At 49.8% G+C, this 25,856-nt stretch carries 23 protein-coding genes; 16 read left to right on the top strand and 7 right to left on the bottom strand.

Annotated elements, in window-relative coordinates; genetic code table 11:
- The first annotated feature begins 173 nt into the window (after positions 1-173).
- From J0A65_RS05270 to J0A65_RS05260, 3 genes are all read left to right on the top strand, one after another.
- Positions 174-1,067 carry a ribokinase gene (locus J0A65_RS05270; protein WP_206593080.1) on the top strand — a complete coding sequence of 298 codons (894 nt, stop codon included), beginning with the start codon at positions 174-176 and terminating at the stop codon, positions 1,065-1,067.
- A gap of 43 nt (positions 1,068-1,110) precedes the next feature.
- Positions 1,111-2,055 (top strand): nucleoside hydrolase, encoded by a 945-nt coding sequence (locus tag J0A65_RS05265; RefSeq protein WP_206593079.1) that lies wholly within the window; start codon positions 1,111-1,113, stop codon positions 2,053-2,055.
- 252 nt (positions 2,056-2,307) lie between these two features.
- Entirely contained in the window at positions 2,308-3,591 is a 1,284-nt protein-coding gene (locus J0A65_RS05260) for an amidohydrolase (RefSeq protein WP_206593078.1), read from the top strand.
- A gap of 31 nt (positions 3,592-3,622) precedes the next feature.
- Here the strand turns inward: J0A65_RS05260 and J0A65_RS05255 are convergent, their stop codons facing one another.
- Positions 3,623-5,131 carry a Ppx/GppA phosphatase family protein gene (locus tag J0A65_RS05255; protein WP_206593077.1) on the bottom strand — a complete coding sequence of 503 codons (1,509 nt, stop codon included), beginning with the start codon at positions 5,129-5,131 and terminating at the stop codon, positions 3,623-3,625.
- Positions 5,128-6,390, bottom strand: a complete 1,263-nt coding sequence (gene rhlB / locus J0A65_RS05250; protein ID WP_206593076.1) for an ATP-dependent RNA helicase RhlB — start codon at positions 6,388-6,390, stop codon at positions 5,128-5,130. Before rhlB ends, J0A65_RS05255 begins: the two co-directional genes overlap by 4 nt.
- A 105-nt stretch (positions 6,391-6,495) precedes the next feature.
- On the opposite strand from rhlB, the gene trxA reads away from it, so the two are divergent.
- On the top strand, positions 6,496-6,822 hold the full coding sequence (trxA, locus tag J0A65_RS05245) for a thioredoxin TrxA (RefSeq protein WP_206593075.1): 327 nt from the start codon (positions 6,496-6,498) through the stop codon (positions 6,820-6,822).
- 336 nt (positions 6,823-7,158) lie between these two features.
- Complete coding sequence (gene rho / locus J0A65_RS05240) at positions 7,159-8,424, top strand: transcription termination factor Rho (protein WP_102794530.1); 1,266 nt, start codon at positions 7,159-7,161, stop codon at positions 8,422-8,424.
- A gap of 197 nt (positions 8,425-8,621) precedes the next feature.
- Here rho and rsd read toward each other — a convergent pair whose 3' ends face one another.
- Entirely contained in the window at positions 8,622-9,086 is a 465-nt protein-coding gene (rsd, locus tag J0A65_RS05235; protein ID WP_206593074.1) for a sigma D regulator, read from the bottom strand.
- 173 nt (positions 9,087-9,259) lie between these two features.
- Here rsd and nudC point away from each other — a divergent pair, with 173 nt between their 5' ends.
- Positions 9,260-10,060, top strand: coding sequence for an NAD(+) diphosphatase (nudC, locus tag J0A65_RS05230; protein WP_206593073.1), 801 nt, complete (start codon positions 9,260-9,262; stop codon positions 10,058-10,060).
- 57 nt (positions 10,061-10,117) lie between these two features.
- On the opposite strand, the gene J0A65_RS05225 is transcribed toward nudC, so the two are convergent.
- Genes J0A65_RS05225 through J0A65_RS05215 form a run of 3 tightly spaced genes read right to left on the bottom strand, consistent with a single transcriptional unit; the run spans position 10,118 to position 13,234 of the window.
- The gene (locus J0A65_RS05225) at positions 10,118-10,858 is read right to left on the bottom strand and encodes a gluconate 2-dehydrogenase subunit 3 family protein (protein ID WP_206593072.1); all 741 of its coding nucleotides are present in this window, start codon (positions 10,856-10,858) and stop codon (positions 10,118-10,120) included.
- 1 nt (position 10,859) lies between these two features.
- On the bottom strand, positions 10,860-12,539 hold the full coding sequence (locus tag J0A65_RS05220; RefSeq protein ID WP_206593071.1) for a GMC family oxidoreductase: 1,680 nt from the start codon (positions 12,537-12,539) through the stop codon (positions 10,860-10,862).
- Positions 12,540-12,541: 2 nt separating this feature from the next.
- Complete coding sequence (locus J0A65_RS05215) at positions 12,542-13,234, bottom strand: 3-keto-disaccharide hydrolase (RefSeq protein ID WP_206593070.1); 693 nt, start codon at positions 13,232-13,234, stop codon at positions 12,542-12,544.
- Between the two features lie 655 nt (positions 13,235-13,889).
- On the opposite strand from J0A65_RS05215, the gene hemE reads away from it, so the two are divergent.
- Positions 13,890-14,957 (top strand): uroporphyrinogen decarboxylase, encoded by a 1,068-nt coding sequence (gene hemE / locus J0A65_RS05210; protein ID WP_206593069.1) that lies wholly within the window; start codon positions 13,890-13,892, stop codon positions 14,955-14,957.
- Positions 14,958-15,013: 56 nt separating this feature from the next.
- Here hemE and queG read toward each other — a convergent pair whose 3' ends face one another.
- Positions 15,014-16,156 carry a tRNA epoxyqueuosine(34) reductase QueG gene (queG, locus tag J0A65_RS05205; protein WP_206593068.1) on the bottom strand — a complete coding sequence of 381 codons (1,143 nt, stop codon included), beginning with the start codon at positions 16,154-16,156 and terminating at the stop codon, positions 15,014-15,016.
- Between queG and J0A65_RS05200 the strand changes: the two genes are divergently transcribed.
- From J0A65_RS05200 to hflC, 9 genes are all read left to right on the top strand, one after another.
- Complete coding sequence (locus J0A65_RS05200) at positions 16,156-17,658, top strand: NAD(P)H-hydrate dehydratase (protein ID WP_232849757.1); 1,503 nt, start codon at positions 16,156-16,158, stop codon at positions 17,656-17,658. The two genes, queG and J0A65_RS05200, sit on opposite strands and share 1 nt — an antisense overlap.
- Entirely contained in the window at positions 17,659-18,111 is a 453-nt protein-coding gene (tsaE, locus tag J0A65_RS05195; protein WP_206593067.1) for a tRNA (adenosine(37)-N6)-threonylcarbamoyltransferase complex ATPase subunit type 1 TsaE, read from the top strand.
- A gap of 8 nt (positions 18,112-18,119) precedes the next feature.
- On the top strand, positions 18,120-19,439 hold the full coding sequence (locus tag J0A65_RS05190; protein ID WP_206593066.1) for an N-acetylmuramoyl-L-alanine amidase: 1,320 nt from the start codon (positions 18,120-18,122) through the stop codon (positions 19,437-19,439).
- Positions 19,440-19,451: 12 nt separating this feature from the next.
- On the top strand, positions 19,452-21,152 hold the full coding sequence (gene mutL, locus J0A65_RS05185) for a DNA mismatch repair endonuclease MutL (protein WP_206593065.1): 1,701 nt from the start codon (positions 19,452-19,454) through the stop codon (positions 21,150-21,152).
- A complete protein-coding gene (gene miaA, locus J0A65_RS05180; protein ID WP_206593064.1) occupies positions 21,142-22,062 on the top strand; it encodes a tRNA (adenosine(37)-N6)-dimethylallyltransferase MiaA in 921 nt (306 codons plus the stop codon). The genes mutL and miaA overlap by 11 nt, the downstream gene beginning before the upstream one ends.
- A 123-nt stretch (positions 22,063-22,185) precedes the next feature.
- On the top strand, positions 22,186-22,437 hold the full coding sequence (gene hfq / locus J0A65_RS05175; protein WP_206593063.1) for an RNA chaperone Hfq: 252 nt from the start codon (positions 22,186-22,188) through the stop codon (positions 22,435-22,437).
- Positions 22,438-22,459: 22 nt separating this feature from the next.
- Positions 22,460-23,752 carry a ribosome rescue GTPase HflX gene (gene hflX, locus J0A65_RS05170; protein WP_206593062.1) on the top strand — a complete coding sequence of 431 codons (1,293 nt, stop codon included), beginning with the start codon at positions 22,460-22,462 and terminating at the stop codon, positions 23,750-23,752.
- A gap of 36 nt (positions 23,753-23,788) precedes the next feature.
- The gene (gene hflK / locus J0A65_RS05165) at positions 23,789-24,940 is read left to right on the top strand and encodes an FtsH protease activity modulator HflK (protein ID WP_206593061.1); all 1,152 of its coding nucleotides are present in this window, start codon (positions 23,789-23,791) and stop codon (positions 24,938-24,940) included.
- 3 nt (positions 24,941-24,943) lie between these two features.
- Complete coding sequence (gene hflC / locus J0A65_RS05160; protein ID WP_206593060.1) at positions 24,944-25,831, top strand: protease modulator HflC; 888 nt, start codon at positions 24,944-24,946, stop codon at positions 25,829-25,831.
- Positions 25,832-25,856: the final 25 nt, after the last annotated feature.

The raw sequence follows: 25,856 nt of genomic DNA, 5'->3' as shown, positions 1-25,856 counted from the left end.
CATGTCCTTCAACGTTTAGCGAAAGAAAAAGAAGACTAGATCGCTTGCCGATTTCAACGCTGGCAGAACACCGCTTAATACACAGCCAATTACACCAGTTATCCGCCTTTTGTCGTTGGTATTGACGCATTTCGCTGGTAGATTGTGCTTTCTAAGTCATATGGGTAAAAACCATGAGCATTTACAATCTGGGTTCCATCAATTGGGATCACTGCTACCGGGTGTCACACTTTGTCCGCCCCGGTGAAACCCTGATGTCCAGTTCTTACCAATTACATTTAGGCGGAAAAGGTGCAAACCAGTCCGTTGCGGCCGCCAAAGCCGGTGCATCTATCGTACATATCGGCAGCGTGGGCCTGAACGATTCAGCCCCGGCAAAATTAAGAGAATTAGGCGTTGATATCTCAGGTATCAGCGAACACCAGCAAGAAGCGACAGGCCATGCCTTGATCCAAATTGATGAGCAGGGTGAGAACGCCATTATTCTGCATGCAGGGGCAAACCGCGCTCAGCAAATGCAGTGGATAGCCGCGCAATTGCAAATCGCTGGACCTCAGGATTGGTTGCTGATGCAAAATGAGACCAATCTGATTGTTGAAAGCGCCGAGTTAGCCAAGCAAAAAGGCATGCGAGTCGCTTTTAACCCGGCCCCCATGGACAGAGAATTAACCCTCAGGTTGTTGGATACGCTCGACCTGCTTATCGTTAACCAAATAGAGGCGCAAGACCTAACCGGCACCGACGATTTGGACGCAGCAATTGCACAAATGCAACGTATGGCACCGAATCTGGCGTTGTTGATCACCTTAGGATCAGCAGGAGCATGCCATTGCCAGGGTTCTCAGCGTCACCAAGTTAAGGCGTTTAAGGTTGACGCAGTAGACACTACCGCTGCGGGCGATACTTTTATCGGCTACTTCCTGGCCAATATCAGCGCCGGACAGCCTGTTGCCGAAGCATTACGCCAAGCCAGTGCCGCCGCCGCCATTGCAGTAACCCGAGCCGGGGCAATTCCTTCTATACCAGTGCAGCAGGAGGTTACAGACTTCCTGGCGACACAGTCCTGAAACTGCCGCATTGCACCCTACTGAACAAATTTAAGGAAATTCCATGAGCAGAAAGATAATCATAGATACCGATCCCGGTGTGGATGACGCGCTAGCCATCATTATGGCAGTCAATTCTCCCGAGCTGGACGTACTGGGTCTGACCACCATTTTTGGTAACGTGTCCGTTGAACAAGCCACTACCAATGCGCTGATCCTGAGTGACTTTGCATCTTATGACATCCCGGTATACAAAGGTGAAGCCGTGCCTATGACACGCACGCCTGCGCCTTATGCCGATTTTGTGCATGGTGACGATGGCTTTGGCAATATCAACTGGCCGAAATCCAGCAAGCAGGCGCAGAGTCAGTCCGCGGTGGATTTCATTATCGAACAGGTGCGCAAACATCCAGGTGAGATCACCCTGGTACCCTTGGGCCCACTAACTAACATTGCCCGGGTACTGGAAAAAGCCCCCGATGTAGCAGCCTTGGTTAAAGAAGTGGTGCTAATGGGCGGCACTATTCACCACTGCGGTAATGTGTCCCCTGTTGCAGAAGCCAATATTATGGGCGACCCCCATGCAGCGGATAAAGTCTTTGCTGCTGAATGGCCGGTAGTGATGATTGGTCTGGATGTCACTAGTCAGGTGCTACTTAAGCAAGACGATATGCAGAAGATCGCGGAAAAAAATCCTCGCCAAGGCGAGTTTCTGCGCCAGGCTTGCAGCTTTTATATCGACTTTTATCAGCAAACACTGGGTATTGCTGGCTGTATGGTTCACGACCCATCAACCATCGCTTATCTGCTCGACCCGACATTGTTCGAGATGGAAGAAGGTCGTATTCGGGTAGTGACAGATGGTCTAGCGATTGGCCAAACGACCCTGGCGCCAGGACAGAGACATTTCCCTTACCCTGGCTGGGAAAATTTGCCACAGCAGAAGGCCTGTATAAAGGTCCGCTCCCAGGCATTACTGGATTTAGTCACAGGTCGACTCAGCGCCTGATCTCATTGTGTAGCGGCAATATCCATTGCCGCTACTTTTCCTTCTCCCTAACGTTTTAAGCGCTCCTGGGCTCAGTAACCTGAGCAGCACCTTCATCATCAATTTCTCTAAGAATAACGCCAATATCGGGAATATTTTTCCTGACTTATCTCTTTGTGCTGTTGATATTTAAACTAAAAGCCGAGACCAGCAGCATTGACCAAATATGTTGCGTGACTCTAAAGTGGGAGCACAACAAACAGGAGAATAATAATGAAAACCGCCTTATCCGCCATTGCCCTGCTATGCATCAGCAGTTTTGCCACTGCTGACCAGGTAAGCAAGCAGGCCAGCGACATAGAACCTCAGGTCATCGAATGGCGCCGGCACTTTCATCAACACCCAGAATTGTCCAACCGGGAATTCGAAACCGCCAAATATATTGAAAAGTACTTACGAGGATTAGGTCTTGAGGTACAAACCGGGGTCGCGCACACCGGGGTGGTGGCCATACTGGACTCAGGCAAACCAGGTCCTGTGGTCGCCCTGCGCGCGGATATGGATGGTCTACCGGTAAAAGAGCAGAATGATTTACCCTTTCGTTCAAAAGCGACCAGCGAATATAACGGCAACCCGGTATCCGTGATGCATGCCTGCGGTCATGACACGCACATGGCGATGCTGATGGGTGCGGCCAAAATACTCACTGATATGAAATCTCAGCTCTCAGGTAAGGTAAAGTTTGTTTTCCAACCGGCTGAGGAGGGCGCGCCAGTGGGTGAAAAAGGCGGTGCTGAGCTGATGGTGGCTGAAGGCGTGATGAAAGGCGTCGATGTCGTATTCGGTCTGCATATCAGCTCCAACACCGATGTGGGGACGGTGGAATATCGCCACGGCGGCATTATGGCAGCGGTTGACCCCTATAAAATTGTCATCAAGGGCAAGCAGGCCCACGGTGCCTATCCCTGGCTGAGTGTCGACCCAGTTGTCACCGCAGCACAAGTAGTAATGGGTCTGCAAACTATCGTTAGCCGTGAGCTGCCACTGATTGATGAAGCCGCCGTCATTACCGTTGGCGCCATTCATGGTGGTAACCGCACCAATATCATTCCCAACGAAGTTGAACTGCTAGGTACCATCCGTACATTGGATCAGGACATGCGCGAAACCCTGCATGCTGCGGTACATCGCAAAGCCACTCATATTGCTCAGAGTATGCGAGCTGAAGCAGAGGTGAGCTTACCTTACGGTGACAGCTATCCCATAACCTATAACGATCCGGCATTGATGGATAAAATGCTGCCTACTTTGCACCGCACTGCCGGAGAAGGAAAGGTAGCAGAAGTGAAAGCCGTTACTGGTGCTGAAGACTTTTCATTCTTCCAGAAAGAAGTACCAGGGTTATATCTGTTTGTTGGGGGTAAACCCCTTGATTTGCCAGAAGACCAGGCCCCTGCGCATCATACTCCGGAGTTCAAAATTGATGAATCTGGTATGAAACTGGGTGTTGAACTACTGACTAACCTAACCATTGATTACATGCAAAAAGCCAAGTAATTCAAATAAGTAAAGCCGACGAATGTCGGCTTTACTCAATATTCAACAACCAGCCGGTCTTATGCTGCAACCACTTTTCGTTTGCCAGTTCGGCGTCTAACAACGGATGCTTTTTCAACCATCCCGCGGGAAAATACAAGCTAAGCCCTTGCTCATCATGGCGCATTTTTATAGTCGGCAACAGATTGTCTTTGCGGCGAATACATAGCACCTGAGCAATACGCAAAATCTTGCATAACAGGGTAAGCGTGGCGCTGACATCTTGCTGATACGCGCTAAAGCTATTGCCATCCACTTCCTGTCGGTGAGCTCCGACTAGCGTACAAATACATTCTTGCTGCAACTTGGTAAAGCCCGGCATGCTGATGTGTGACAGTATGTACTTGCCGTGTTGATGACTATGTTTGAAGTCGATATGCAGACCAATTTCATGCAGTTTGGCGGCAGCCAACAACACGGCCTCCGCATCTAACTGGCAACTGAGCTCGTCGTGAGGAAGTTGCCGGAACAGCATCAATGCCGTTTCTGCAACGCGGTGGGCCTGCGCCTCCTCGATATGAAAACGCTCAATCATTGCATCCAATGTCTGTTGGCGCACATCATTATGGTGAATATTCTCCAACATGCCATACAGCAGCCCTTCACGCAGGGCACCACCAGCAATTTGCATTTGCTGTATACCAAGTTGCTCAAAAAGCACCTTAAGAATGGCCAAGCCGCTGGCAAATACTGGCTTTCTTGCCTCTGATAAACCATGAATAGCGAGCTGATTGACATTGCCAGATTCAATGCATTGCTGCATCAGATCATCAAGGTAAGTCTGACGAATAGTATCGTTGATATTCTGCGCAACCAGGATTTCTGTAATGGCCTGTGGCGTGCCAGATGCACCCAGACATTGCCGCCATTCAAATCCAACGAATTTATCTGCAACAGGAGACAGCAGTGCCCGGGCGGCATCCTGTGCTGCATCAAAATTTTGCTGATTAAGCTCGCCATTTGGGAAAAAACGCTCCATAAAGGTCACGCACCCCATGTTCAGACTGACGAGCTGCTTGGGCGTGAAATCTTTACCCAGGATAATTTCAGTACTGGCACCGCCAATATCAATGACCAGACTGTTGCCTTGATTTGCAGAGGTATAAGCGACACCAAGATAGATTTGCTTGGCTTCTTCTTCACCGCTGATAACCTGGATTGGGTGTCCTAGTATACGCTCGGCTTTATGAATAAACTGCTCGGCGTTACGTGCCAGGCGTAAAGTGGCGGTGGCTACCACCCGAATATTGGCAGCCGGAATATCCTGTAAGCGCTCAGCAAAGGCTTCCAGGCATTTCCAGCCTCGCTCCATGCTAAGTTCGTCCAATTGAAACTCAGGGTCTAATCCCGCCGCTAAACGAACTTTCTGCTTTACCTTGCCAACAATATGAATACAGCCATTAACTACCCGAACCACCATCAGGTGGAAGCTGTTCGAGCCGAGATCAACCGCAGCGTAATACTGCTGAGACTCCGGCGTAGTCAATGGCGCTTCTCTCATCGGTTCCTTGGGCTTCTGCTCCTGGGCTTGCCTTTGCTCAGGTTCTTACCACTTTGCATACGCTTTTTATATTGCTGGCGCGGCGCTTTTACATCTTCCAGCAGAGCGCTGTGGTCATAATCCGTTACCGGAATCGCATGGCGTATATATTCTTCAATGGCAGGCAAATTGAGGGCATATTTTTCGCAAGCAAAACTAATTGCATGGCCACTCTTACCCGCACGACCGGTACGACCGATTCGGTGTACATAGTCTTCGGCATCATCCGGCAGATCGTAGTTGAATACGTGGGTGACTTTCTCAATATGCAAGCCCCTGGCTGCCACATCGGTAGCCACTAACACATCCAACTGGCCTTTACTAAAGCCATCCAGAATACGTAATCGCTTGTGCTGAGGAACATCGCCACTTAACAAGCCAACGCGATGACCATCCGCCTGCAACCAATCGAAGATGTGTTCACAGCTATGTTTGGTATTGGCAAATACTATGGCTTTTTCTGGCCACTCTTCTTCCAGCAGTGTCAGCAACAACAACATTTTGTCGTCGTTGGACGGGTAGAATAGTTCTTCTTTCACCCTGCTGGCCGTCATTTGCTCTGGCTCTACCTGGACATGTACAGGACTGTTCATATGTTCGTAAGCCAATTCTTGTACACGCATGGACAAGGTGGCAGAGAACAGCATGCTCAAGCGTTCGGAAGGAGCTGGCATGCGACGGAACATATAGCGAATATCTTTGATAAAGCCCAGGTCAAACATCCTGTCTGCTTCATCCAGCACGGCAACCTGAATATGACTCAGACTAAAAATGCCTTGCTTGTAGTAATCGATAATCCGCCCCGTGGTACCAATGATGATATCGACACCTTTTTCCAAGCTCTCTCGTTGACTCTGGTAACCTTCGCCCCCATAGATAAGGCCTAGGCTAATTCCGGTATGCTTACTAAGCAGCTCGGCATCCTTATGAATCTGCACCGCCAACTCCCGGGTTGGTGCCATAATAATGGCCCGTGGCTGTGCTTTTTCAGTCTGAGGATGAGTCAATAGATGGTGGAAAGTTGCGGTCAGGAAGGCTATTGTCTTGCCCGTCCCTGTTTGTGCCTGACCTGCAACATCACGCCCCTCCAGCAAAGGAGGCAGGCTCAACGCCTGAATCGGTGTACAATGTTGAAAGTTTGCTGCTGACAATGCGCTTATCACGTCCGCATGCATCGGCAGGTCAGAAAAATGTATTTCAGTTAGATGAGTTGTTTGCATAGCTTATAGCTTATCAGTGCTTGCATTAAAAAACAGTTTCTATATAAATAGCCACAATCGCCTGCCAGGTGTTTTCTGCCGAGGCAGCCAAGTTTGGAGAAGAGAATGAGCGACAAAATTATCCAGTTGACTGATGACAGTTTTGAGGCTGATGTTATCAACGCCGAAGGTCCTGTATTAGTTGACTTCTGGGCGGAATGGTGTGGCCCGTGCAAAATGATCGCGCCAATTCTAGATGAAGTGGCTGGCGAATTCGAAGGCAAATTAACAGTTGCCAAGCTGAATGTCGACCACAATACTGAAACTCCACCTAAATATGGTATTCGTGGTATCCCTACTTTGCTGCTATTTAAAGGCGGTAATGTAGCGGCAACCAAGGTTGGCGCGCTATCTAAAACGCAACTGACCGAATTCCTGAAAGAAAATATCTAATTTAAAAAGCCCGGCTAATCCGGGCTTTTTTCTGCGCCGTCACAAATTTGCGCAAAAATTCACTGAGAATGAATAAATTAGCAGCGAAAGATTACTAGACGCTGTTGATTTTTGGTGCTAACTTAGATTTCGTTCTCAGCATCGATTCCATTCGATACGAACAGAAAGGCTGTCTGGAACAGTGTTATCGCCGCAGCCGGCCCGCTCGACGGGTGGCGCATGGAGCGCAGAGCTTAATCCTCGCGTCAAACCGACGCAATCTGACGTTTACGACCCTTTAAAAGTCTGAACACACTTGCATTAAGAGCATATTTTCAATCATTAAGACCCACCGATATGAACCTAACGGAACTCAAAAATAAACCCGTCAGCGAACTGGTAGAACTGGCGGAAAAAATGGGCCTGGAAAACATGGCCCGCGCCCGCAAACAAGATATCATCTTCTCAATCCTCAAAGCCCATGCGAAAAGTGGTGAAGACATTTTCGGTGATGGGGTACTGGAAATATTGCAGGATGGTTTTGGCTTTCTGCGTTCAGCGGATTCCTCTTATTTGGCCGGCCCTGACGACATATACGTCTCGCCCAGCCAAATTCGACGCTTTAACCTGCGTACCGGCGATTCTATTTCAGGAAAAATTCGCCCGCCAAAAGACAGTGAGCGTTACTTTGCCCTGCTGAAAATCAGCGAAGTTAACTTCGATCGCCCGGAAAACTCACGCAACAAAATTTTGTTTGAAAACCTGACGCCTTTGCATGCCAAAGAGCGTTTGCGTATGGAACGTGGTAACGGCAGTACCGAAGATATCACTGCCCGCGTATTGGATTTGGCCTCACCTATAGGTCGTGGTCAACGTGGTCTAATCGTAGCCCCGCCCAAAGCCGGTAAAACCTTATTGCTGCAGAACATTGCCCAGAGCATCGCCGCCAACTACCCCGAATGTGTGTTGATGGTATTGCTTATCGACGAGCGTCCGGAAGAAGTTACCGAGATGCAACGTTTGGTGCAAGGTGAAGTGGTCGCTTCGACCTTCGATGAACCAGCCAGCCGCCACGTGCAAGTGGCCGAGATGGTTATCGAAAAGGCTAAGCGTCTGGTTGAACATAAAAAAGACGTGGTCATTCTGCTTGACTCTATTACCCGTCTGGCTCGTGCTTACAACACCGTTATTCCTTCATCAGGTAAAGTCCTGACCGGTGGTGTAGACGCCAACGCCCTGCATAAACCTAAGCGTTTCTTCGGTGCAGCCCGTAATGTTGAAGAAGGCGGCAGCCTGACCATTATCGCTACAGCACTGATCGATACCGGTTCGAAGATGGACGAGGTTATCTACGAAGAGTTTAAAGGTACGGGTAACATGGAACTACACCTGAATCGTAAGATTGCAGAGAAACGTGTATTCCCAGCCATCGACTTTAACCGTTCTGGTACCCGTCGTGAGGAACTTCTCACTACCCAGGACGAGCTGCAAAAGATGTGGATCCTGCGCAAGATCGTACATGAAATGTCCGAAATTGATGCGATGGAATTCCTCATCGACAAGCTGTCGATGACCAAAACCAACAATGAGTTTTTTGACGCCATGCGTCGTCAGAAGAGCTAGTTTTGGCAAGCTGGCCGTTCCTGTTCATCCTTGAACCCACGGAATACGACCGCCAGGGAGGGCGGAAGTGACGAAAACGCAGGAGCAGTTTTTCGTCCCGTTCATCCTGAACATCGCCGTTCCTGCTCATCCATGAACCCACGGCATACCGTTCATCCTGAACATAAAAGGCGCCTGATTGGCGCCTTTTTTATGCTTCACAAATGGTCGTGATACAAGGTTTGAATCAACCTGTCTTCAAGCTCAAATCGTGCTTCCATGGCCTGACCTAAATCCGACAAATGTTTGTCGAAGCCTTGCATATCATGGTCATCGTCAATCTCGGCATAACTGTCATTAAAGCTCAATGCCATTTCAGTGGTGTCAGCAATCTGCGGATAAACCTCATCCGCCAGGGATTTTCCCTCACCATTGGTCTGACTACCCTCAACTATTTTGTCGTAAAACTCAAAATGCCCTGCCGACACATAGTCCATCAGCATTTCACAGAAGGTTTCGATGACGTCTTTACCCGGTAATGCCTGACGTTGTGCATCAAATGGCGGCAAACCCGCCAATCGGCAGTATTCCACCAGCAACAACTTGCGGGCATTAATCCAATTATCAATGGCGGTGTGTGACCCGCCCCATTTTTGTTCGGCTTGTTCTACTTTATTTAGCATTGTTATTCTCCCGCTCCGTCCCCATCAACGGTTCAGGTAAATCAATTGTAAAATGCAGTATATCAGAATGCCCCAATTGCAAAAGCGCTATACTCAGCTCGTCGGTCCTCTCGCCGACAAGCCATGCGCAAGCTGGTATGCTCGCCTCTTAAGCCGCACATAAGTAGTGAAATATGAAACATCGCCCCAGCAAAGATGAACAAGCCTATTGGCTTATCCTTTCTCAGGATAAGTTGGTGCAACTAAGCGGACAAAGCTGCCTTATCGAACAAAAGTGGTCTGAGCTCCATTTCCTGTCCGCCTACGCAGACGACGTGATTAAAGTCGGAGAATACCGCCAGCAAAATTGCTACGTGATTGATCTGGGGCAGGAAGTGCCGGATCGGGACAATATCGAACTAATTAACCTCAGAGCCGCCCTGATGAGCGAAGCCCGTGATGCATTTAATATTCTGGCCAGAGCCTGGCAGGTTGCGCTGTTCCTGCGAACTCACCGATTTTGCGGACAATGCGGCAGCCGCATGGAAGCGGTACACTGGGAACTAGCCATGCATTGCCATCGCTGTCAGCACCGCTGTTATCCGCGCATTTCTCCCTGCATCATCGTTGCGGTGCGTAAAGGCGAGCAAATCCTGCTCGCTCAAGGCGCGCATCACAAAGAAGGCATGTATTCCACTCTGGCCGGTTTTGTCGAAAGTGGAGAAAGCCTGGAACAGGCAGTGCACAGAGAAATCATGGAAGAAGTGGGTATTAAGGTAAAAAATCTGCGCTATTTCTCCAGCCAGCCCTGGCCCTTCCCCCATTCGTTGATGATGGGCTATATGGCTGAATGGGACTCTGGTGAAATCCAGGTCGATGGCAGAGAAATACTGGCGGCTGATTGGTTCGACTTTGACAAATTACCTTTAACACCGCCGCCATTTTCAATTGCCGGGCAACTGATTCAGGCAACAACAAACCGAGTGCCACAATAAATCTACGAACCAAGGGCTGACATGGCGTTTGGCCAGCAGCCCTATGAGTATTTGCATTCAGGAATAGGCGTAGTCAGACAACTTGAGTGATGCCAGAACCTGTTCAAGGTGCTGTCGGGCTTCCTCGGTTGGCCCGGGATAGTCTCCAGCAATGGGGACATTGCCCAAATAGCCTATATCTTTACTACCTTCAGGTGACGTATAAAACGCCGCCAGTACCAGCCCACGGAATCGGTCAAACGCCTTAGCAATACGTTTGAACTCCTCAGGGGTTTGCGCATTGTTGTAAGCAATGTCATCCATAATCTTTAACTGCTGCTCGCCACTGAGTCCGACAAAACCAAGGTTAAACCGGCGCTGCGATTCCTCCTCAATCCAGGCTAATGCATTCAAAACAACCAGCCGGTCACGTTGCTGCGTTTGATAAGGAGCACTTACCCATTCGTCGATAACATCCGGCACCTTTACCTCGGTGGCAGACGGCACCGCCCCATCTCTTGGTACGATGATGTCCGATAACACCGCAACCAACGTCAGTTGTGTGGAGGACAAGGTTCTGGGCCAGGGGGATTCAGGAGGTAAAATCAAATTGGGGTCGGTACCGTACCCTGCAACCTCAATGGGAGTTGGGGTCAGATCAGGCCAGTGTCCAACCTTGACAGGCTCAGTTTCGCTGATAAAACTGCATCCTGACACTGAGGTCACAACAGCGCTGGCCGCTAACACAGTCAACCATTTAAGCGACTCACGACGACTCATGTTAGGTAAATACTGATAAGGAGTGATGTTTTCTGACATATTAGATTACCCCACCTTTCAATTGTGCCGACAGCCAGGATGCATTGCGCATTGCCAGGGTCATAATCGTAAGCGTGCAGTTCTTATGTGGATTGGAAGCAAAAACACCACCATCCATCACAAACAGATTGTCGCAGTCCCAAGTTTGCCCCCATTGGTTGGTCACTGAACTCTCTGCGGAGCTGCCCATTCTGGTGGTACCTACCTCATGAATAATTGAGCCCCCTTTGGATATCGCCTGTTCGGCAGATGGCAACTCTCCAACGTCCGCCCCCATGGTCTCCAGCAGTGCTTTTGCCGTCTTTAAGCCATGCTCAATTTGTTTGAGCTCATGCTCGGACCATTTAAAGTGAAACTTGGATACCGGTATTCCCCACTTATCCCGAACACTCTCGTCAATCTCCATATAAGAATCGGGGTTGGGTAACATTTCGCCACGCAGCGAAAATCCCACATAAGCACCGTAGTTGTCCCAGACCTGTTGTTTTACCGCCTTACCATATCCCTGTAAGGAACCTGAAACGCCTGCACCAGGCTCCCGGAAACCACAGCCGATCTCAAAGTGATAACCCCGTGGAAAATCCAGTTCACCTTTTGCCTGAGCGGCATGCCCCCACCAAGGGATAAACAGGTGATTGGAGGTATGCCCATCCTCGTTATACCTTGGTCTCCCTTTGAGAGCAGGAATGATTGCACCAAGATGAGCACCGGTTGAATCCATCAAATTTTTACCAACCTGACCGCTGGAATTTGCTAATCCATCAGGAAAATGTTGGCTCTTAGAATTCAGCAGTATTCTCGCAGACTCACACGCACTGGCTGCAAGAATGATCACTTTCGCCTTTAGGTTGTGAGTGTGACCAGACGCTTTATCAATGTAAGTCACCCCTATCACTTTGCCCTGATCATCAGTATCCACTGACTTCACCATGGCTTGGGTAATGATCTGCAGATTCCCCGTTGCTTTGGCCATAGGTAGTAACGAGGTGGTAGTTTGAAAGGCGGCGCCGATTGAACAACCGTGGCCACAAGGTGTAGCCCAGAAACAGGCCGCACGGTCATCTTTGGGACGGGTCAACACCGCTCGGTGCATTGGCACCATGGGAATACCTTGTTTTTTAGCCGCGGCGGCAATCAACAACTCTGGCACGCGCGGTTGCGGAGGTGGATGCAATACGCCTTCGGCTGAAGGTGGCATATCGTCCAACCCAGTGTTGGTGCCACAAACACCGACCAATTCTTCGGTTTTATCATACCAGGGGGCCAGTTCGGCATAGTCAAATGGCCAGTCGGCACCTAACCCATCCCGACTCTTACCTTTAAAGTCATGCTCACTGAAGCGTAAAGAGAAACGTCCCCAATGATTGGTTCTCCCCCCCAGCATTCTGGCTCGCCACCAGTAAAAATCATCACCCTCTGCAACGCTATATGGCTCATCCGGAACTTGCCAACCGCCATCGACTGTGGCGTCGTAAAATCCAAAATGCTTGTCGCTTGTGGCAGCCCCCATTAGTGGCGCATCACCGTTTCGCTTAAACATCGGTGTTTCAGTTTTCGGGTCGTAGTCTCTGCCAGCTTCTAGCATCAGTACCTTATGCCCGGATTTGGTCAGAGTATAAGCAGCCATGGCGCCGCCCGCACCAGAGCCCACCACAATTACTTCGTGGCGATTGTCCCTCATACTCATAACTCCTTTATCTTAATATTCTTAAAATAAACGGGGTCTCCATGATCTTGCAGACCGATATGGCCACTATGCTGCTTTGCAAATCCGTCCCAGTTGGCAAACTTACTGGCGGCCATTAGCGTGTTCCAACTGCTGCTGCCAATCACGATACTGGTTGTAACCACATCGTTTTGCCATACCTGCAAATGGCCTTGCTCCAATCTGATTACCACGTGATTCCAGTTTTCCGCTGGCTTTTGCGCAGATGCGGGCGCTGCGAGTAAATCGTAGAGTGAGCCGGAACGGTGAGAATCAATCTTATTGTCTGAATGGCGCGCATCATCCAGGATCTGAATTTCAGGCGCATGGGAGTAAATGGCATTCCCGGTTTCATCTACCAACACAAAAATACCGCTGTTCCCCCCCGCGGAAATTTTCCAGTCCACCTGAAGCTCGAAATTTTCATAGGTCTTTTTGGTCAGGATATCGCCACCACCAGCGCCGGATAGTTGCAACACACCGTCTTTTGCCTGCCACTTATCACTCAATGTATCGCGCTTGAAATTACGCCACTGTGATAAGTCCTGACCATCAAACAGTAGTTCCCACCCCTCTGCTTTTTCCTTCTCTGAAAGCTGATTATCGGCTGCGCTAACGGCAAAGACACAAGAGGCGAGTAGCATTACAGATAGAACGGAACGATTTAGCATGCGTTTTCCTTTTTTCTCATCCTGTGCAGGGTGCACAGGTTTTTACATTCAGATTCGCAGAGCCTGATAGTTTTCGATCGGCTAAGTTGCGGATGACAAAAGGGTTGTCTCTCATCTGACAGAACTTGGAAGACTGAACCAGCCAACCAATCGTTCGTTAATATAGTGTTAAAATAATAGTGCGAGCAGCAGCCAAAACACTATAAGAAAATCGGCAGTCAACAAGACAAAATCGGCGTCCTATTGTATTGCTATGGAAAAGCTAAGGTGGGTAATAGTCCAAAGCGCAGCTTTAAAAGCTTTGTAATTTTTGCTTTATCAACCAAGCGGTGATAGCACAAAACAAAAAACCATCGCCCCCCGATATGCGGATCGGGTAGGCCAAAAATAAAAAAGCCTTACCGAAAACGGTAAGGCTTAAATATTTTAGCGTGGAGGTCCCGTAACCGGGCTTCTTTTATTTTGATTTCACTAGCGCAGAGGTTTTATAGCAAAGAATATCGAAGCAGTGCAAGCTTTCATGCCTCAAATAGGATGAATAGCATTTCATTTAAAGCTTCAAACGTTGATTCATCGCAAGGATTGCTTGGTGTATCGATGTCGTATTAGCTGGTAGAATGCGCGGGTTTTTTAGCGCATCAGACAGGAGCAGCACATGCAACCACTACAAAATGACAGATATTTGAGGGCGTTACTTAAGCAGCCTGTGGATATCACTCCTGTATGGATGATGCGCCAGGCCGGCCGTTATTTGCCCGAGTACCGCGCAACCCGTGCGCAGGCGGGAGATTTTATGTCACTGTGTAAAAACCCTGAATTGGCCTGCGAAGTGACTCTGCAACCTCTTCGCCGTTTTGATTTGGACGCCGCCATCCTGTTCTCCGATATTCTGACGATTCCGGATGCCATGGGTCTGGGTCTGTATTTTGAAACCGGCGAAGGACCCAAGTTTGAACGCCCATTGCGCGATATGGCGGCGATTCAAGCATTGCCAGTTCCTGATCCGGAAGTAGAACTGGGTTATGTGATGGACGCCGTACGCACTATCCGTAAAGGCCTGAACGGCCAGGTGCCTTTAATTGGATTCTCTGGTAGCCCTTGGACCTTGGCGACTTATATGGTGGAAGGCGGCTCGACCAAGAGCTTCAACATCATCAAGAAGATGGCGTTTGCCGAACCTGCCGCCCTGCACCTGTTGCTGGATAAGCTGGCAGATTCGGTCATCCTGTATTTGAACGCACAAGTCGCCGCTGGCGCCCAATCCGTCATGATATTTGATACCTGGGGTGGCGTGTTGTCTCCGCGTGATTATGAAGAGTTCTCACTGCGCTATATGCACAAAATTGTCGACGGCCTGACCCGTGAAAACGAAGGGCGCCGTGTACCAGTAACGTTATTCACCAAAAATGGTGGTATGTGGCTGGAGGCTATTGCAGCAACAGGCTGTGATGCTGTGGGACTGGACTGGACAATTAATATCGCCGACGCCAAAGCCAGAATTGGTGACAAAGTAGCGCTACAGGGAAATATGGATCCTTCCATGCTCTATGCACCACCCGCAAGAATCGAACAAGAAGTGCAATCCATTCTGGCCGGTTTTGGTGAAGGTAGCGGTCATGTATTTAACCTGGGCCATGGTATTCACCCGGACGTACCACCAGAGCATGCCAAGGTATTCGTTGACGCCGTGCATCGCTACAGTCAGCAATACCATAAAGCCTAAAGAAGCTTCTTAAAGGTCGGCAGTCTTGACTACCGACCTTTGAAGGCAAGGGCACATCAAGCGTCTCTGGGCAACCCTTTTTCCACACTGCGAATTAATCGCAGCGTTTGTCTGTCAGGTTGACCAGGCTTTTTATCAGCCTGCTGAGCCAGTGCCCAATCGATGTGCTCTTTTACCATTTCAGTATTGGCGTCCCGCTGACGCTGCAATGCATCAACTATATCTGGCGAATAGGGGGCATTCCCCAATCCCACCGCAATATTGCGCAACCAACGTTCATGCCCGATACGACGTATGGGCGAGCCTTCGGTATTTTTCAAAAAAGTCGCCTCATCCCAGCTAAATAGCTCCAGCAAGGTTTTACCTTGCAACTGCTGACGCGGATGAAAGTCGGCTTCATCGGTAAGCTGTGCGTAACGATTCCAGGGGCAGACCAACTGGCAATCATCACAGCCGTAGATGCGGTTACCCAGCAGGGGTCTGAATTCTTCCGGTATCGCCCCTTTTTGTTCAATGGTCAGATAGGAAATACAGCGCCTGGCATCCACCACATAAGGGGCAACAATGGCGCCCGTGGGACAAATAGTGATACAGGCCGTGCAACTACCACAGCCCTCTTCCACAGGTTGATCCACCGGCAGTGGCAAGTTAATAAACAGCTCGCCTAAGAAAAACCACGAGCCTGCCTGACGATTAATGGTCAGTGAGTGCTTGCCTGTCCAGCCCAGACCGGCTTTCTCAGCTACTGCATGTTCCAATACCGGCGCAGAATCCACAAAAGGACGATAACTCAGATCAAACTCGCTGATTTTTTGCTGAATCATCTCACCTAGCTTTTTCAACCGCTGCCTGAGTAACTTATGGTAGTCGCGTCCGAGGGCATAGCGACTGATATAGGCTTGCTCACGATTTTTCAAATTGCGGGCAAAGCCAGCATCAGGGGGGAGGTAGTCCATGCGCACGCTAACCACTCGCAAGGTACCGGGCAGCAACTCATCGGGACGGGCCCGCTTCATGCCATGTTCGGCCATAAACTGCATCTCACCATGCATGCCCTTATCCAGCCAGGCCTGCAGATGTGCTTCATGACGACTCAGATCCACATCGCAGATACCCACCTGTTGAAAGCCTAGCGCTCTTCCCCAGCTCTTGATATGTTCAGTCAGGTCCACTAAGACCTTTTCGCAGAGTTCGGCCATTGAAACAGTTCGTCTTAAAATTGCCTGCCAGTCTAGCACACAAAGTGTTTTGCGCAGACCAGGTACGAAACCATGAAGCCCAGGCTGCCAAGCTGGCCGCAGTCAGCATGTATGAGCTGATGGAAAGGGCTGGCGCGGCTGCTTTTAGGGCACTTAAGCAATATTATCCGGACGCAGAGAGGATCCTGGTGCTATGTGGTCAGGGGAATAATGCCGGTGACGGATTTGTTGTGGCACGTTTGGCCAAACAAGCCGGTCTGCATGTTCGCTTGGTACTGCTGGGAGATGTATCCAAGTTCAGCCAGGATACCACCGAAGCCAGCAACAGATGGGTAGCCGAAGGGGGAACAACCACCCGCTGGCCACAATCCCTTGCTGATGCAGAGGTGATTGTCGATGCATTGTTAGGTACAGGTACGCGAGGGCAGCTCAGATCGCCCTATGCAGAAGTCATTGAGACGTTGCGAAACGCCGACATCCCCGTGCTTAGCCTGGATATTCCCTCTGGGTTAATTGCCGATACCGGTGCGTCGGCAGGCGCAGCAGTCTGCGCCGACCAAACCATAACTTTTGTTGGTATCAAGCCTGGTTTAGTAACAGGGCGGGGCAAACAACAAAGCGGCAAGCTGATCTTCGATGATTTAGGTATTGCCGACACTTTTCAATCACTGGCAACACCTTGCGCGCAATTGCTGGATTTTAATTATCTGCCCGTATTGCCTCGCCGTGCCCTAAACAGTCATAAAGGTAGCGCTGGCCGTGTGCTATGTATTGGTGGTAATCGCGGTATGCCAGGGGCTATACGCCTGACTAGTGAAGCGGCACTTAGAACAGGCGCCGGATTAGTCAAAACCTGTTGTCACCCAGAAAATCGCCAGTTGGTCAGCCAGGGGTTACCAGAACTGATGCTGGCGGACAGCGACGACCTCAAGGCATTATTGGGGTGGGCCAGCTGTATTGTCCTAGGTCCGGGTCTCGGCCAGGATACCTGGGCCAGTTATCTCTTCAATCAGGTGCTGGACTATGTAGCAACGCAGCCTAAGCCTCTGTTGTTGGACGCTGATGCCCTGAATTTACTGGCTGCTTCGTCACGAGCATTACCCAGCCACTGCATACTTACTCCGCACCCAGGGGAAGCAGCCAGGTTGCTTGGCTGCCAGATAACAGATATTGAAGATAACCGTTACCAGGCACTCGGCAAGCTTCAGCAGAAATATAAAGCCACTGTACTACTCAAAGGCGCAGGTACTCTGATTGCAACGCAGCAGCAACATGTAGTACTAACCAACGGCAACCCCGGCATGGCCAGCCCGGGGATGGGTGACCTGCTTAGCGGGGTAATTATCAGTTTGGTGGCTCAGGGGTTAAGTAACGATGAAGCCACCGTGTATGGCGCCAGCCTGCATAGCGCGGCGGCAGACCAAGCTGCACAACAAAGCGGAGAACGTGGTATGATGGCCAGTGATTTGTTGCCCTTTATACGAAAACTGGTTAATCGCTAAATGACGATACGCGTAGATGTAAATGATGAGCAGGCCACCGCTGAATTGGCAGCCAAGCTGGCCAAGGCTTGTGACAGTGCTACGGTGATTTATTTGCACGGTGATTTAGGCGCTGGCAAAACCAGTTTTTGTCGCAGCTTTATCCAGGCGCTAGGCTACAGCGGTAGAGTGAAAAGCCCGACTTATACCTTGGTTGAGCCATATCAGGTGGGCAACTGGCGGATATTCCACTTTGATCTGTATCGCCTCAGCGATCCCGAAGAATTGGAATTTATTGGTATCCGAGATTATTTTGAACCCGACTGTCTATGTTTAATCGAATGGCCGCAAAAAGGAGGGCAACTCTTGGCCCCGGCGGATTTGCAGATTAACATAGCGTTTAGTGACCCTGGCCGAACCTTTGAGCTGCTTGCCTTGTCTGAACGAGGAGAAGCATTGCTTGCAAAACTATAATAGAGCGCATGGCACATAAGAGAATTTATTTTTGGCTGACCTTATTACTGGCGTTTTTCAGTTCGCTGGTAGTCGCACAAAATCAGGTAGATGGTGTTCGCATCTGGCCTTCGCCTTCGAATACCCGGGTGGTATTCGATATGCAGGACGCCCCTGAGTTCACCTATTTCCCCCTGCAAAACCCAACCAGGTTAGTCATTGATCTGGCCAATACCCGCAAAAGCCTGGATTTTTCAAAAATCCAGAACGACAGCAAGTTAATCAAACGACTTCGCTACAGTAATGCAAAAGACAAAAACGCTATTCGCGTTGTCTTTGATCTCACAGAAGCCGTCGACACACAAATATTTGCCTTGCCTCCCACAGCCCCCTATGGAAACCGTCTGGTTATAGATATCGGAGGAAAAAGCGACAGCGTGTCGGCAAATGTTAAGCGCAGTGATCAAAGTGAGAACCGCGATATCGTTGTCGCTATTGACGCCGGGCACGGAGGAGAAGACCCCGGCTCAATTGGTTATTCCGGCAGTTATGAAAAGAACGTTACGCTGAGCGTGGCCAAAATGCTGGCAGACAGGATTAACAAAACCCCTGGTATGAAAGCGGCCATGATCCGTACCGGCGATTATTACATACACCCCAATAAACGTGCCGATATGGCCAGACAGCGCAAAGCCGACCTGTTCGTATCTATTCACGCCGATGCTTATACCACCCCACAGCCCAGTGGCGCATCTGTGTGGGTATTGTCAATGCGCCGCGCTAACTCTGAACTGGGTCGCTGGCTGGAAAACAGCGAAAAACATTCCGAACTGCTTGGTGGTGCCGCCGAGGTTATTCAGGATACCGCAAGTGAGCGCTACCTGACCCAGGCTCTACTGGATATGTCGATGGACCACTCCATTTCCACCAGCTATGAAGTCAGCCGTGAAGTGCTGAAGGAAATGAAGCAAATCACCAAGTTACATAAATCAGTACCGCAAGCGGCCAGTCTGGCGGTGCTAACCTCACCAGATATTCCCTCCATCCTGGTAGAAACCGGCTTCATTTCCAATAAAGCCGAAGAAAAGAACTTAAACTGGGCAAAGTTTCGCGAAGATTTAGCTGAAGCCATGTATGTTGCGGTGCAGCGCTACTTTAAGCGTATGCCGCCTGACGGTACCTTGTGGGCTAAGAACAAGCGCGACAATCGCACCCACAAGGTTTCACCAGGAGAGTCGTTGTCCTTGCTGGCCCAACGCTACAACGTGCCGGTCAGTCAGCTAAAGGCCGCCAACAACCTGAACTCGGATATGGTTCGCATCGGACAAGTCCTGACCATACCTAACTAGCAGTAGAACACCTTGCCAATACAGATATTACCTGCCCGCCTCGCCAACCAAATTGCCGCCGGTGAGGTAGTAGAACGCCCTGCATCAGTGATTAAAGAGCTGGTTGAAAACAGCCTGGACGCCGGTGCTGATAAAATTGATTTGGAAATTGACCGTGGCGGCCACAAACGAATTCTGATCCGAGATAATGGTAGCGGTATTGCCCGTGATGAACTTGAGTTAGCCCTTAGTCGTCATGCCACCAGCAAAATAAGTTGCTTGGATGACTTAGAGCAAATCATGAGCCTGGGTTTTCGCGGTGAAGCCCTCGCCAGTATCAGCTCGGTAGCGCGCCTAACCCTGACCTCCAAACCTGCGACCCAGTCTGAAGCTTGGCAAGCAAAAGCCGAAGGGCGGGACATGGCCGTGCAGTTACAGCCGACGGCACACCCTGATGGTACCAGTGTCGAAGTGCTGGACTTGTTCTTTAATACACCGGCCAGACGTAAATTTCTGCGCAGTGAAAAAACCGAATTTCAACACATTGATGAAACCTTGAAGCGCATCGCCCTATCGCGCTTTGATGTCGCCTTTAGCCTGAAGCATAACGGTAAGTTGCTGCGTCATTATCCCAAAGCCAATACTGAGGCCTCCAGGCAAAAGCGCGTGGCGCTGGTATGCAGTGCAGGATTTGGCGAACATGCTCTGAACATTCAAAGCCAGTATCAGGGGCTGCATTTACACGGCTGGTTGGCCGTTCAGAGCAGTAACACGCCAGATCATCAGTATTTTTACGTAAATGGCAGAATGATGCGTGACAAGCTAATTCATCACGCAATTCGACAAGCCTTTGAAGGATTACTGCCTCCTGAAGGGCATGCCGCCTATGTACTTTATCTTCAACTGGATGCCAGGGAAGTCGATGTGAATGTGCATCCGGCCAAACATGAAGTCCGGTTCCATCAGGCAAGATTGGTACATGATTTTATTTTTCGGGCCCTGCAGGATGCACTAAACCAGGCTACTGCTGAAATTGCCCAGGAAGATAGTACCTCAGCGCCAATCAGACAAATTCCAGCAGCGGAGCCAAACCACAATTACATCAAACCATTACAAAGCAAGGTGACCGAATCGCCAGGCCACTACCAGAGTGGCGGTGTCTCCAGTCGCGGCGCTCAGCATTATCAGCAGTTGATGCAAACGCCGACACCATCTCCTCAGGCCATCGGCAGCCATTATCCCTGGTTACTCGTTCAACAACGCTATTTGCTGCTCAATCACAATCAGGTTTGCTGTCTTTTGCCGGTGAAAGAACTCCATAAACTGAAGATAAAACACAGTCTGGCATCAGCCGTCAGCCAACCCTTGCTAATGCCGGTGGCTCTCAGTTTGCAAAGCTTGCCAGATATTGACCTGGAAACTAAACAAGCCGCGCTAGCTCCCCTTGGTTTTGTGCTTAGTTATGACAGACATAAGCTGATGCTCAAACAGGTGCCAGCGGGACTGCGCCAGCTAAACTGGCCCGAACTGTTACCTTTGATACTGGATTGTCCGCATGGAGCGGAAATGGAATGTCTGTTAGACAAGGTGGCCGATAAGCAGCAAGTGTATTCAGAAGAGCAAGTCAAGCAGTGGTGGCAGTGGTGTGAACAGCAGGCCTTACTGGAAGAGTTACTCAACAACAAAGCCAGCCCCCTGCCTTTGGAACAATGGATTCAAGCCTATGCAAACTAACCTGCCTCCGGCAATATTTCTGATGGGGCCAACAGCCTCAGGAAAAACGGATTTAGCCATGCAGTTAGTTCAGCACTATCCCTGCGAAATTATCAGTGTCGACTCGGCGATGATTTATCGCGATATGGATATCGGCACGGCCAAACCCTCAGCAGACGAGTTACGTCAGGCACCTCACAGATTAATCGACATATTGGATGCCTCACAGGCCTATTCTGCAGCCGATTTTCGCCAGGATGCGCTACGTGAAATGGCCGACATCCAGGCCAAAGGAAAAATTCCTTTGTTGGTGGGTGGCACCATGATGTATTTCAAGGTCTTGCTGGAGGGTATTTCCCCGCTTCCCTCGTCTGATGCGACAGTACGTGCCGAAATAGAACAACGTGCAGCCAGTGATGGCTGGCAGGCACTGCATGATGAACTTATGCAAAAGGATCCTGTGTCTGCTGCTCGCATTCACCCTAATGACCCGCAACGCCTAACCCGTGCTCTGGAGGTGATCTATCTTACCGGTCAAAGTCTCACCGACTTGACTCAGGAAAAAACGCCCCCATTACCTTATCAGGTATTCCAATTTGCTATAGCGCCACAAGACCGAGACGTGTTACATAATCGTATTGCCTTGCGTTTTGATCAGATGCTGGCGCAAGGCTTTGAAGACGAAGTAAAAAAATTTTACGAAAGAGCAGATCTGCATCTAAACTTGCCTTCAATGCGATGTGTTGGCTATCGTCAGATGTGGGAGTATTTGGATAGCAGGTATGACCATCAAGAGATGCGTTATCGCGCTATAGTAGCGACCCGACAATTAGCTAAACGCCAGTTAACTTGGTTACGTGGCTGGCAAAATATTCACTGGTTGGATACTTTTGCAAAAGACAACTTGTCACTGGTCGCGGAAAAGCTGTAAAGCCCCGAACCTTAACGGCCTGTAGCTATACAGGCAGTACAAAAACTGTATAATCGAAAAGCTGGCGAGGTGTCTCATTTGTGCTTGAGGCACTGAGATAATAAAAATAAAAGGATAATGAAAATGGCGAAAGGCCAATCACTGCAAGATCCCTTTTTAAATGCATTGAGAAAAGAACGTGTACCGGTATCTATTTATCTGGTCAATGGCATCAAGTTGCAGGGACAGGTCGAATCTTTCGACCAGTTTGTGATTCTGTTGAAAAATACTGTCAGCCAGATGGTGTATAAGCATGCAATCTCAACTGTAGTGCCAGCTCGTCCAATTCCTATGATTGCTAATCCTCCGTCAAACCAAGATAATGACGAGGACTAATCATTCCTTTTGGAGATGACGCTTGTTTGACCGTTATGAAGCAGGTGAGCAGGCTGTACTGGTACATATAGACTTCCCCGACGAAAGCAGCAGAGAAGATTTGCACGAATTGCAGATGCTGGTTTCGTCTGCAGGAGTTAACGCTGTTGGTCTGGTTAAGGGTTCCCGTTCCAGTCCCAGTGCCAAATATTTTGTCGGTAGCGGCAAAGCCGAAGAGATCGCGCAACAGGTACAAGTATCTGGTGCCGATGTGGTGATCTTTAATCACGCCCTGTCCCCCTCACAAGAGCGCAATTTGGAAAAGCTTTGTAAGTGCCGTGTATTGGATCGCACTGGATTGATTCTGGATATTTTTGCCCAGCGGGCTCGCACTCACGAAGGTAAGTTGCAGGTTGAGCTTGCGCAGTTGAGACATATCTCTACCCGCCTGATCCGAGGCTGGACTCACCTGGAAAGGCAAAAAGGTGGTATAGGTTTGCGCGGTCCGGGTGAAACCCAGCTGGAAACAGACCGTCGTTTACTGCGAGCCAGAATCGACCACATTTTGAGGCGTCTGGAAAAGGTACAGAAACAGCGTGAACAGGGCCGCCGGGCCAGAACCCGCGCAGAGATTCCGACAGTGTCTTTGGTTGGTTATACCAACGCCGGAAAGTCTACCTTGTTCAACACCCTGACTGCGGCTGGTGTGTATGCTGCTGATCAGCTATTTGCTACGCTTGATCCGACTTTACGTAAGATACAATTACAAGATGTGGGCCCGGCTATATTGGCCGATACGGTTGGTTTTATCCGCCACCTCCCCCATGATCTGGTTGCGGCCTTTAAGGCAACCTTGCAGGAAACTCAGGAAGCGGATTTATTGCTACATGTGGTGGATTACGCCGATGAGCAATATAAAGACAATATCGATCAGGTCAACCAGGTGCTGGAAGAGATCGATGCTGGCGAAGTTCCGCAATTGACGATTTGTAACAAAATCGACTTGCTAGAAGGCATGACACCTCGCATAGATAGAGATGAAGAAGGTCGTCCTATCAGGGTATGGTTGTCAGCTCAGCAAGGTTTAGGTATTGAACTGTTGTTCCAGGCGTTGACTGACTGCCTGGGACGCAGCATGGTACAGTACCAACTGCGAATTCCTCCCAGAGAGGGGAAATTACGTGGCGCTTTATATAACCTGCATTGCATTTCGGCGGAGTCTTATGCCGAAGACGGCGATTGGGTAGTGGATGTCAGGATGCCTGCTAAAGACTGGCATCGCTTGGAAAAGAATGTGAGCCATGAGCTGACCAGCTTTGTTGTCCACAAACATTAACGTCTGAATTATTTTTCTATCAATACGGAGAAACACATGGCTTGGAATGAGCCTGGAGGCAACAATAACGATCCCTGGAAAAATCGCGGCAGCCGCGATCAGGGTCCTCCTGATCTGGACGAGGTTTTCAAGAAGTTCTTCGACAAACTCGGTGGCTTTGGCGGGGGCAATAAGTCATCCGGTAAAGGTGTCGGTGGTCTCGGTCTGGGTTTAATCGTCGGCATTTTAATCGCCGTTTGGTTTATCAGTGGCTTCTATACCCTTAAAGAAGCAGAACGTGGTGTTGTGCTGCGCTTTGGTAAGTTCCACAGTTTCCAGGAACCAGGTTTACGCTGGAAACCCACCTTTGTAGATACCGTTTATCCGGTTAACGTGCAATCGGTGCGTTCCATGCCGTCTTCAGGCTTTATGCTGACCGAAGATGAGAATGTGGTACGAGTCGATATGGAAATCCAATACCGAGTGATGGATCCCTTCAAATATACCTTTGCGGTTGTAGATCCTGATGAAAGTTTGCGTCATGCCTTGGACGCAGCCATCCGCTATGTAGTCGGCCATTCCAAAATGGATGAAGTATTGACTCGCGGCCGCGAAGTGGCCCGTCAGGAAGTGCGTGACGAGCTAAACGGTATTATTGCTCCTTACAGCATGGGTATTGAAATTCTGGACGTCAACTTCAAAGACGCCCGTCCACCTGAAGAGGTGAAAGCAGCATTTGACGATGCGATTGCCGCTCAGGAAGACGAACAGCGTTATATCCGTGAAGCCGAAGCCTATGCCAGGGAAATCGAACCCAGAGCGCGTGGTCAGGTTAACCGGATGGAACAGGAAGCCACCGCTTATAAGCAACGTGTCACCCTGGAAGCCCGCGGTGAAGTAGCACGCTTTGAAGAATTACTGCCACAGTATGTTGCGGCACCGGAAGTAACCCGTCAGCGTCTTTATCTGGAGACTCTGGAAGAGGTTTACGGTAACACCAGCAAGATCATGGTGGACAATAAAGGTAGCGGTAACATGATGTATCTGCCGCTGGATAAAATTCTGGAGCGTCAGAACAGCGCCACCTCGGCCCCTGTGTCCTCTAATACCCTGGAAGGCCTACGAACCAACACGCAAAACCAGTCTGCCAACGGCAACACGAGTAGCACAGGTTCCAGATCTGACAGATTCCGCACCGGGAGGGAGTAAGGCATGAAAAATTTTAGTATTGCACTGATTATCGTGCTCGTAATCCTAGGCTTCGGTTCGGTATTTGTGATTGAAGAAGGTTACCGCGGCATTGTCATTCAGTTTGGTAAGGTCCGCCGTGACGCCGAGACCGGACAAACCATCGTTTACGAGCCGGGTATTTATCTGAAGTTACCTTTTATCGACACGGTAAAACAACTGACTTCCAAGGTGCAGACCCTGGATGACGGCGCAAACCGTTTCGTAACAGCAGAGAAAAAAGACCTGATCGTTGATTCCTATGTGAAATGGCGCATTAAGGACTTTGCTACTTATTATCTGGCCACAGGTGGATTCAAGGACCAGGCCGAGACGCTGTTAAAGCAGAAGGTTAACAACGGATTGCGCACCGAGTTTGGTAGCCGCACTATTTCCGAGATTGTGTCAGGCGAGCGTTCAGAGCTGATGAACAAAGCCATGAAACAATCGGCTGAGAGCGCCGTTGAACTGGGTATTGAGATTGTCGATGTGCGGGTTAAGCAGATTAACCTGCCATTGGAAATCAGTAACTCTATCTTCGAGCGTATGCGTGCCGAGCGTGCTGCCGTAGCCAAGGAGCACCGTTCTCAGGGTCGTGAGCAGGCAGAAATTATCCGCGCTGACATTGATGCCCGGGTAACAGTAATGCTGGCAGATGCAGAGCGTAACGCCAGAAAACTGCGCGGTGAAGGTGATGCGGAAGCGGCCAAAATTTACGCCGACGCCTACACCAAAAACGCGGAGTTCTACGCCTTCCTGCGCAGTATGGATGCCTACCGTAAGAGCTTCAATAGCAAGCAGGATGTGTTGATTCTTGAGCCGGACAGCGATTTCTTCCGCTACATGAATAACACTAAAGGTAAGCAAAACTGATAAAGGGCCCCCAGGGGCCCTTTTG

This window comes from Bowmanella yangjiangensis (genome assembly GCF_017255015.1).
Taxonomy (GTDB): domain Bacteria; phylum Pseudomonadota; class Gammaproteobacteria; order Enterobacterales; family Alteromonadaceae; genus Bowmanella; species Bowmanella yangjiangensis.
This window is presented reverse-complemented; position numbering and strand designations above follow the sequence as displayed.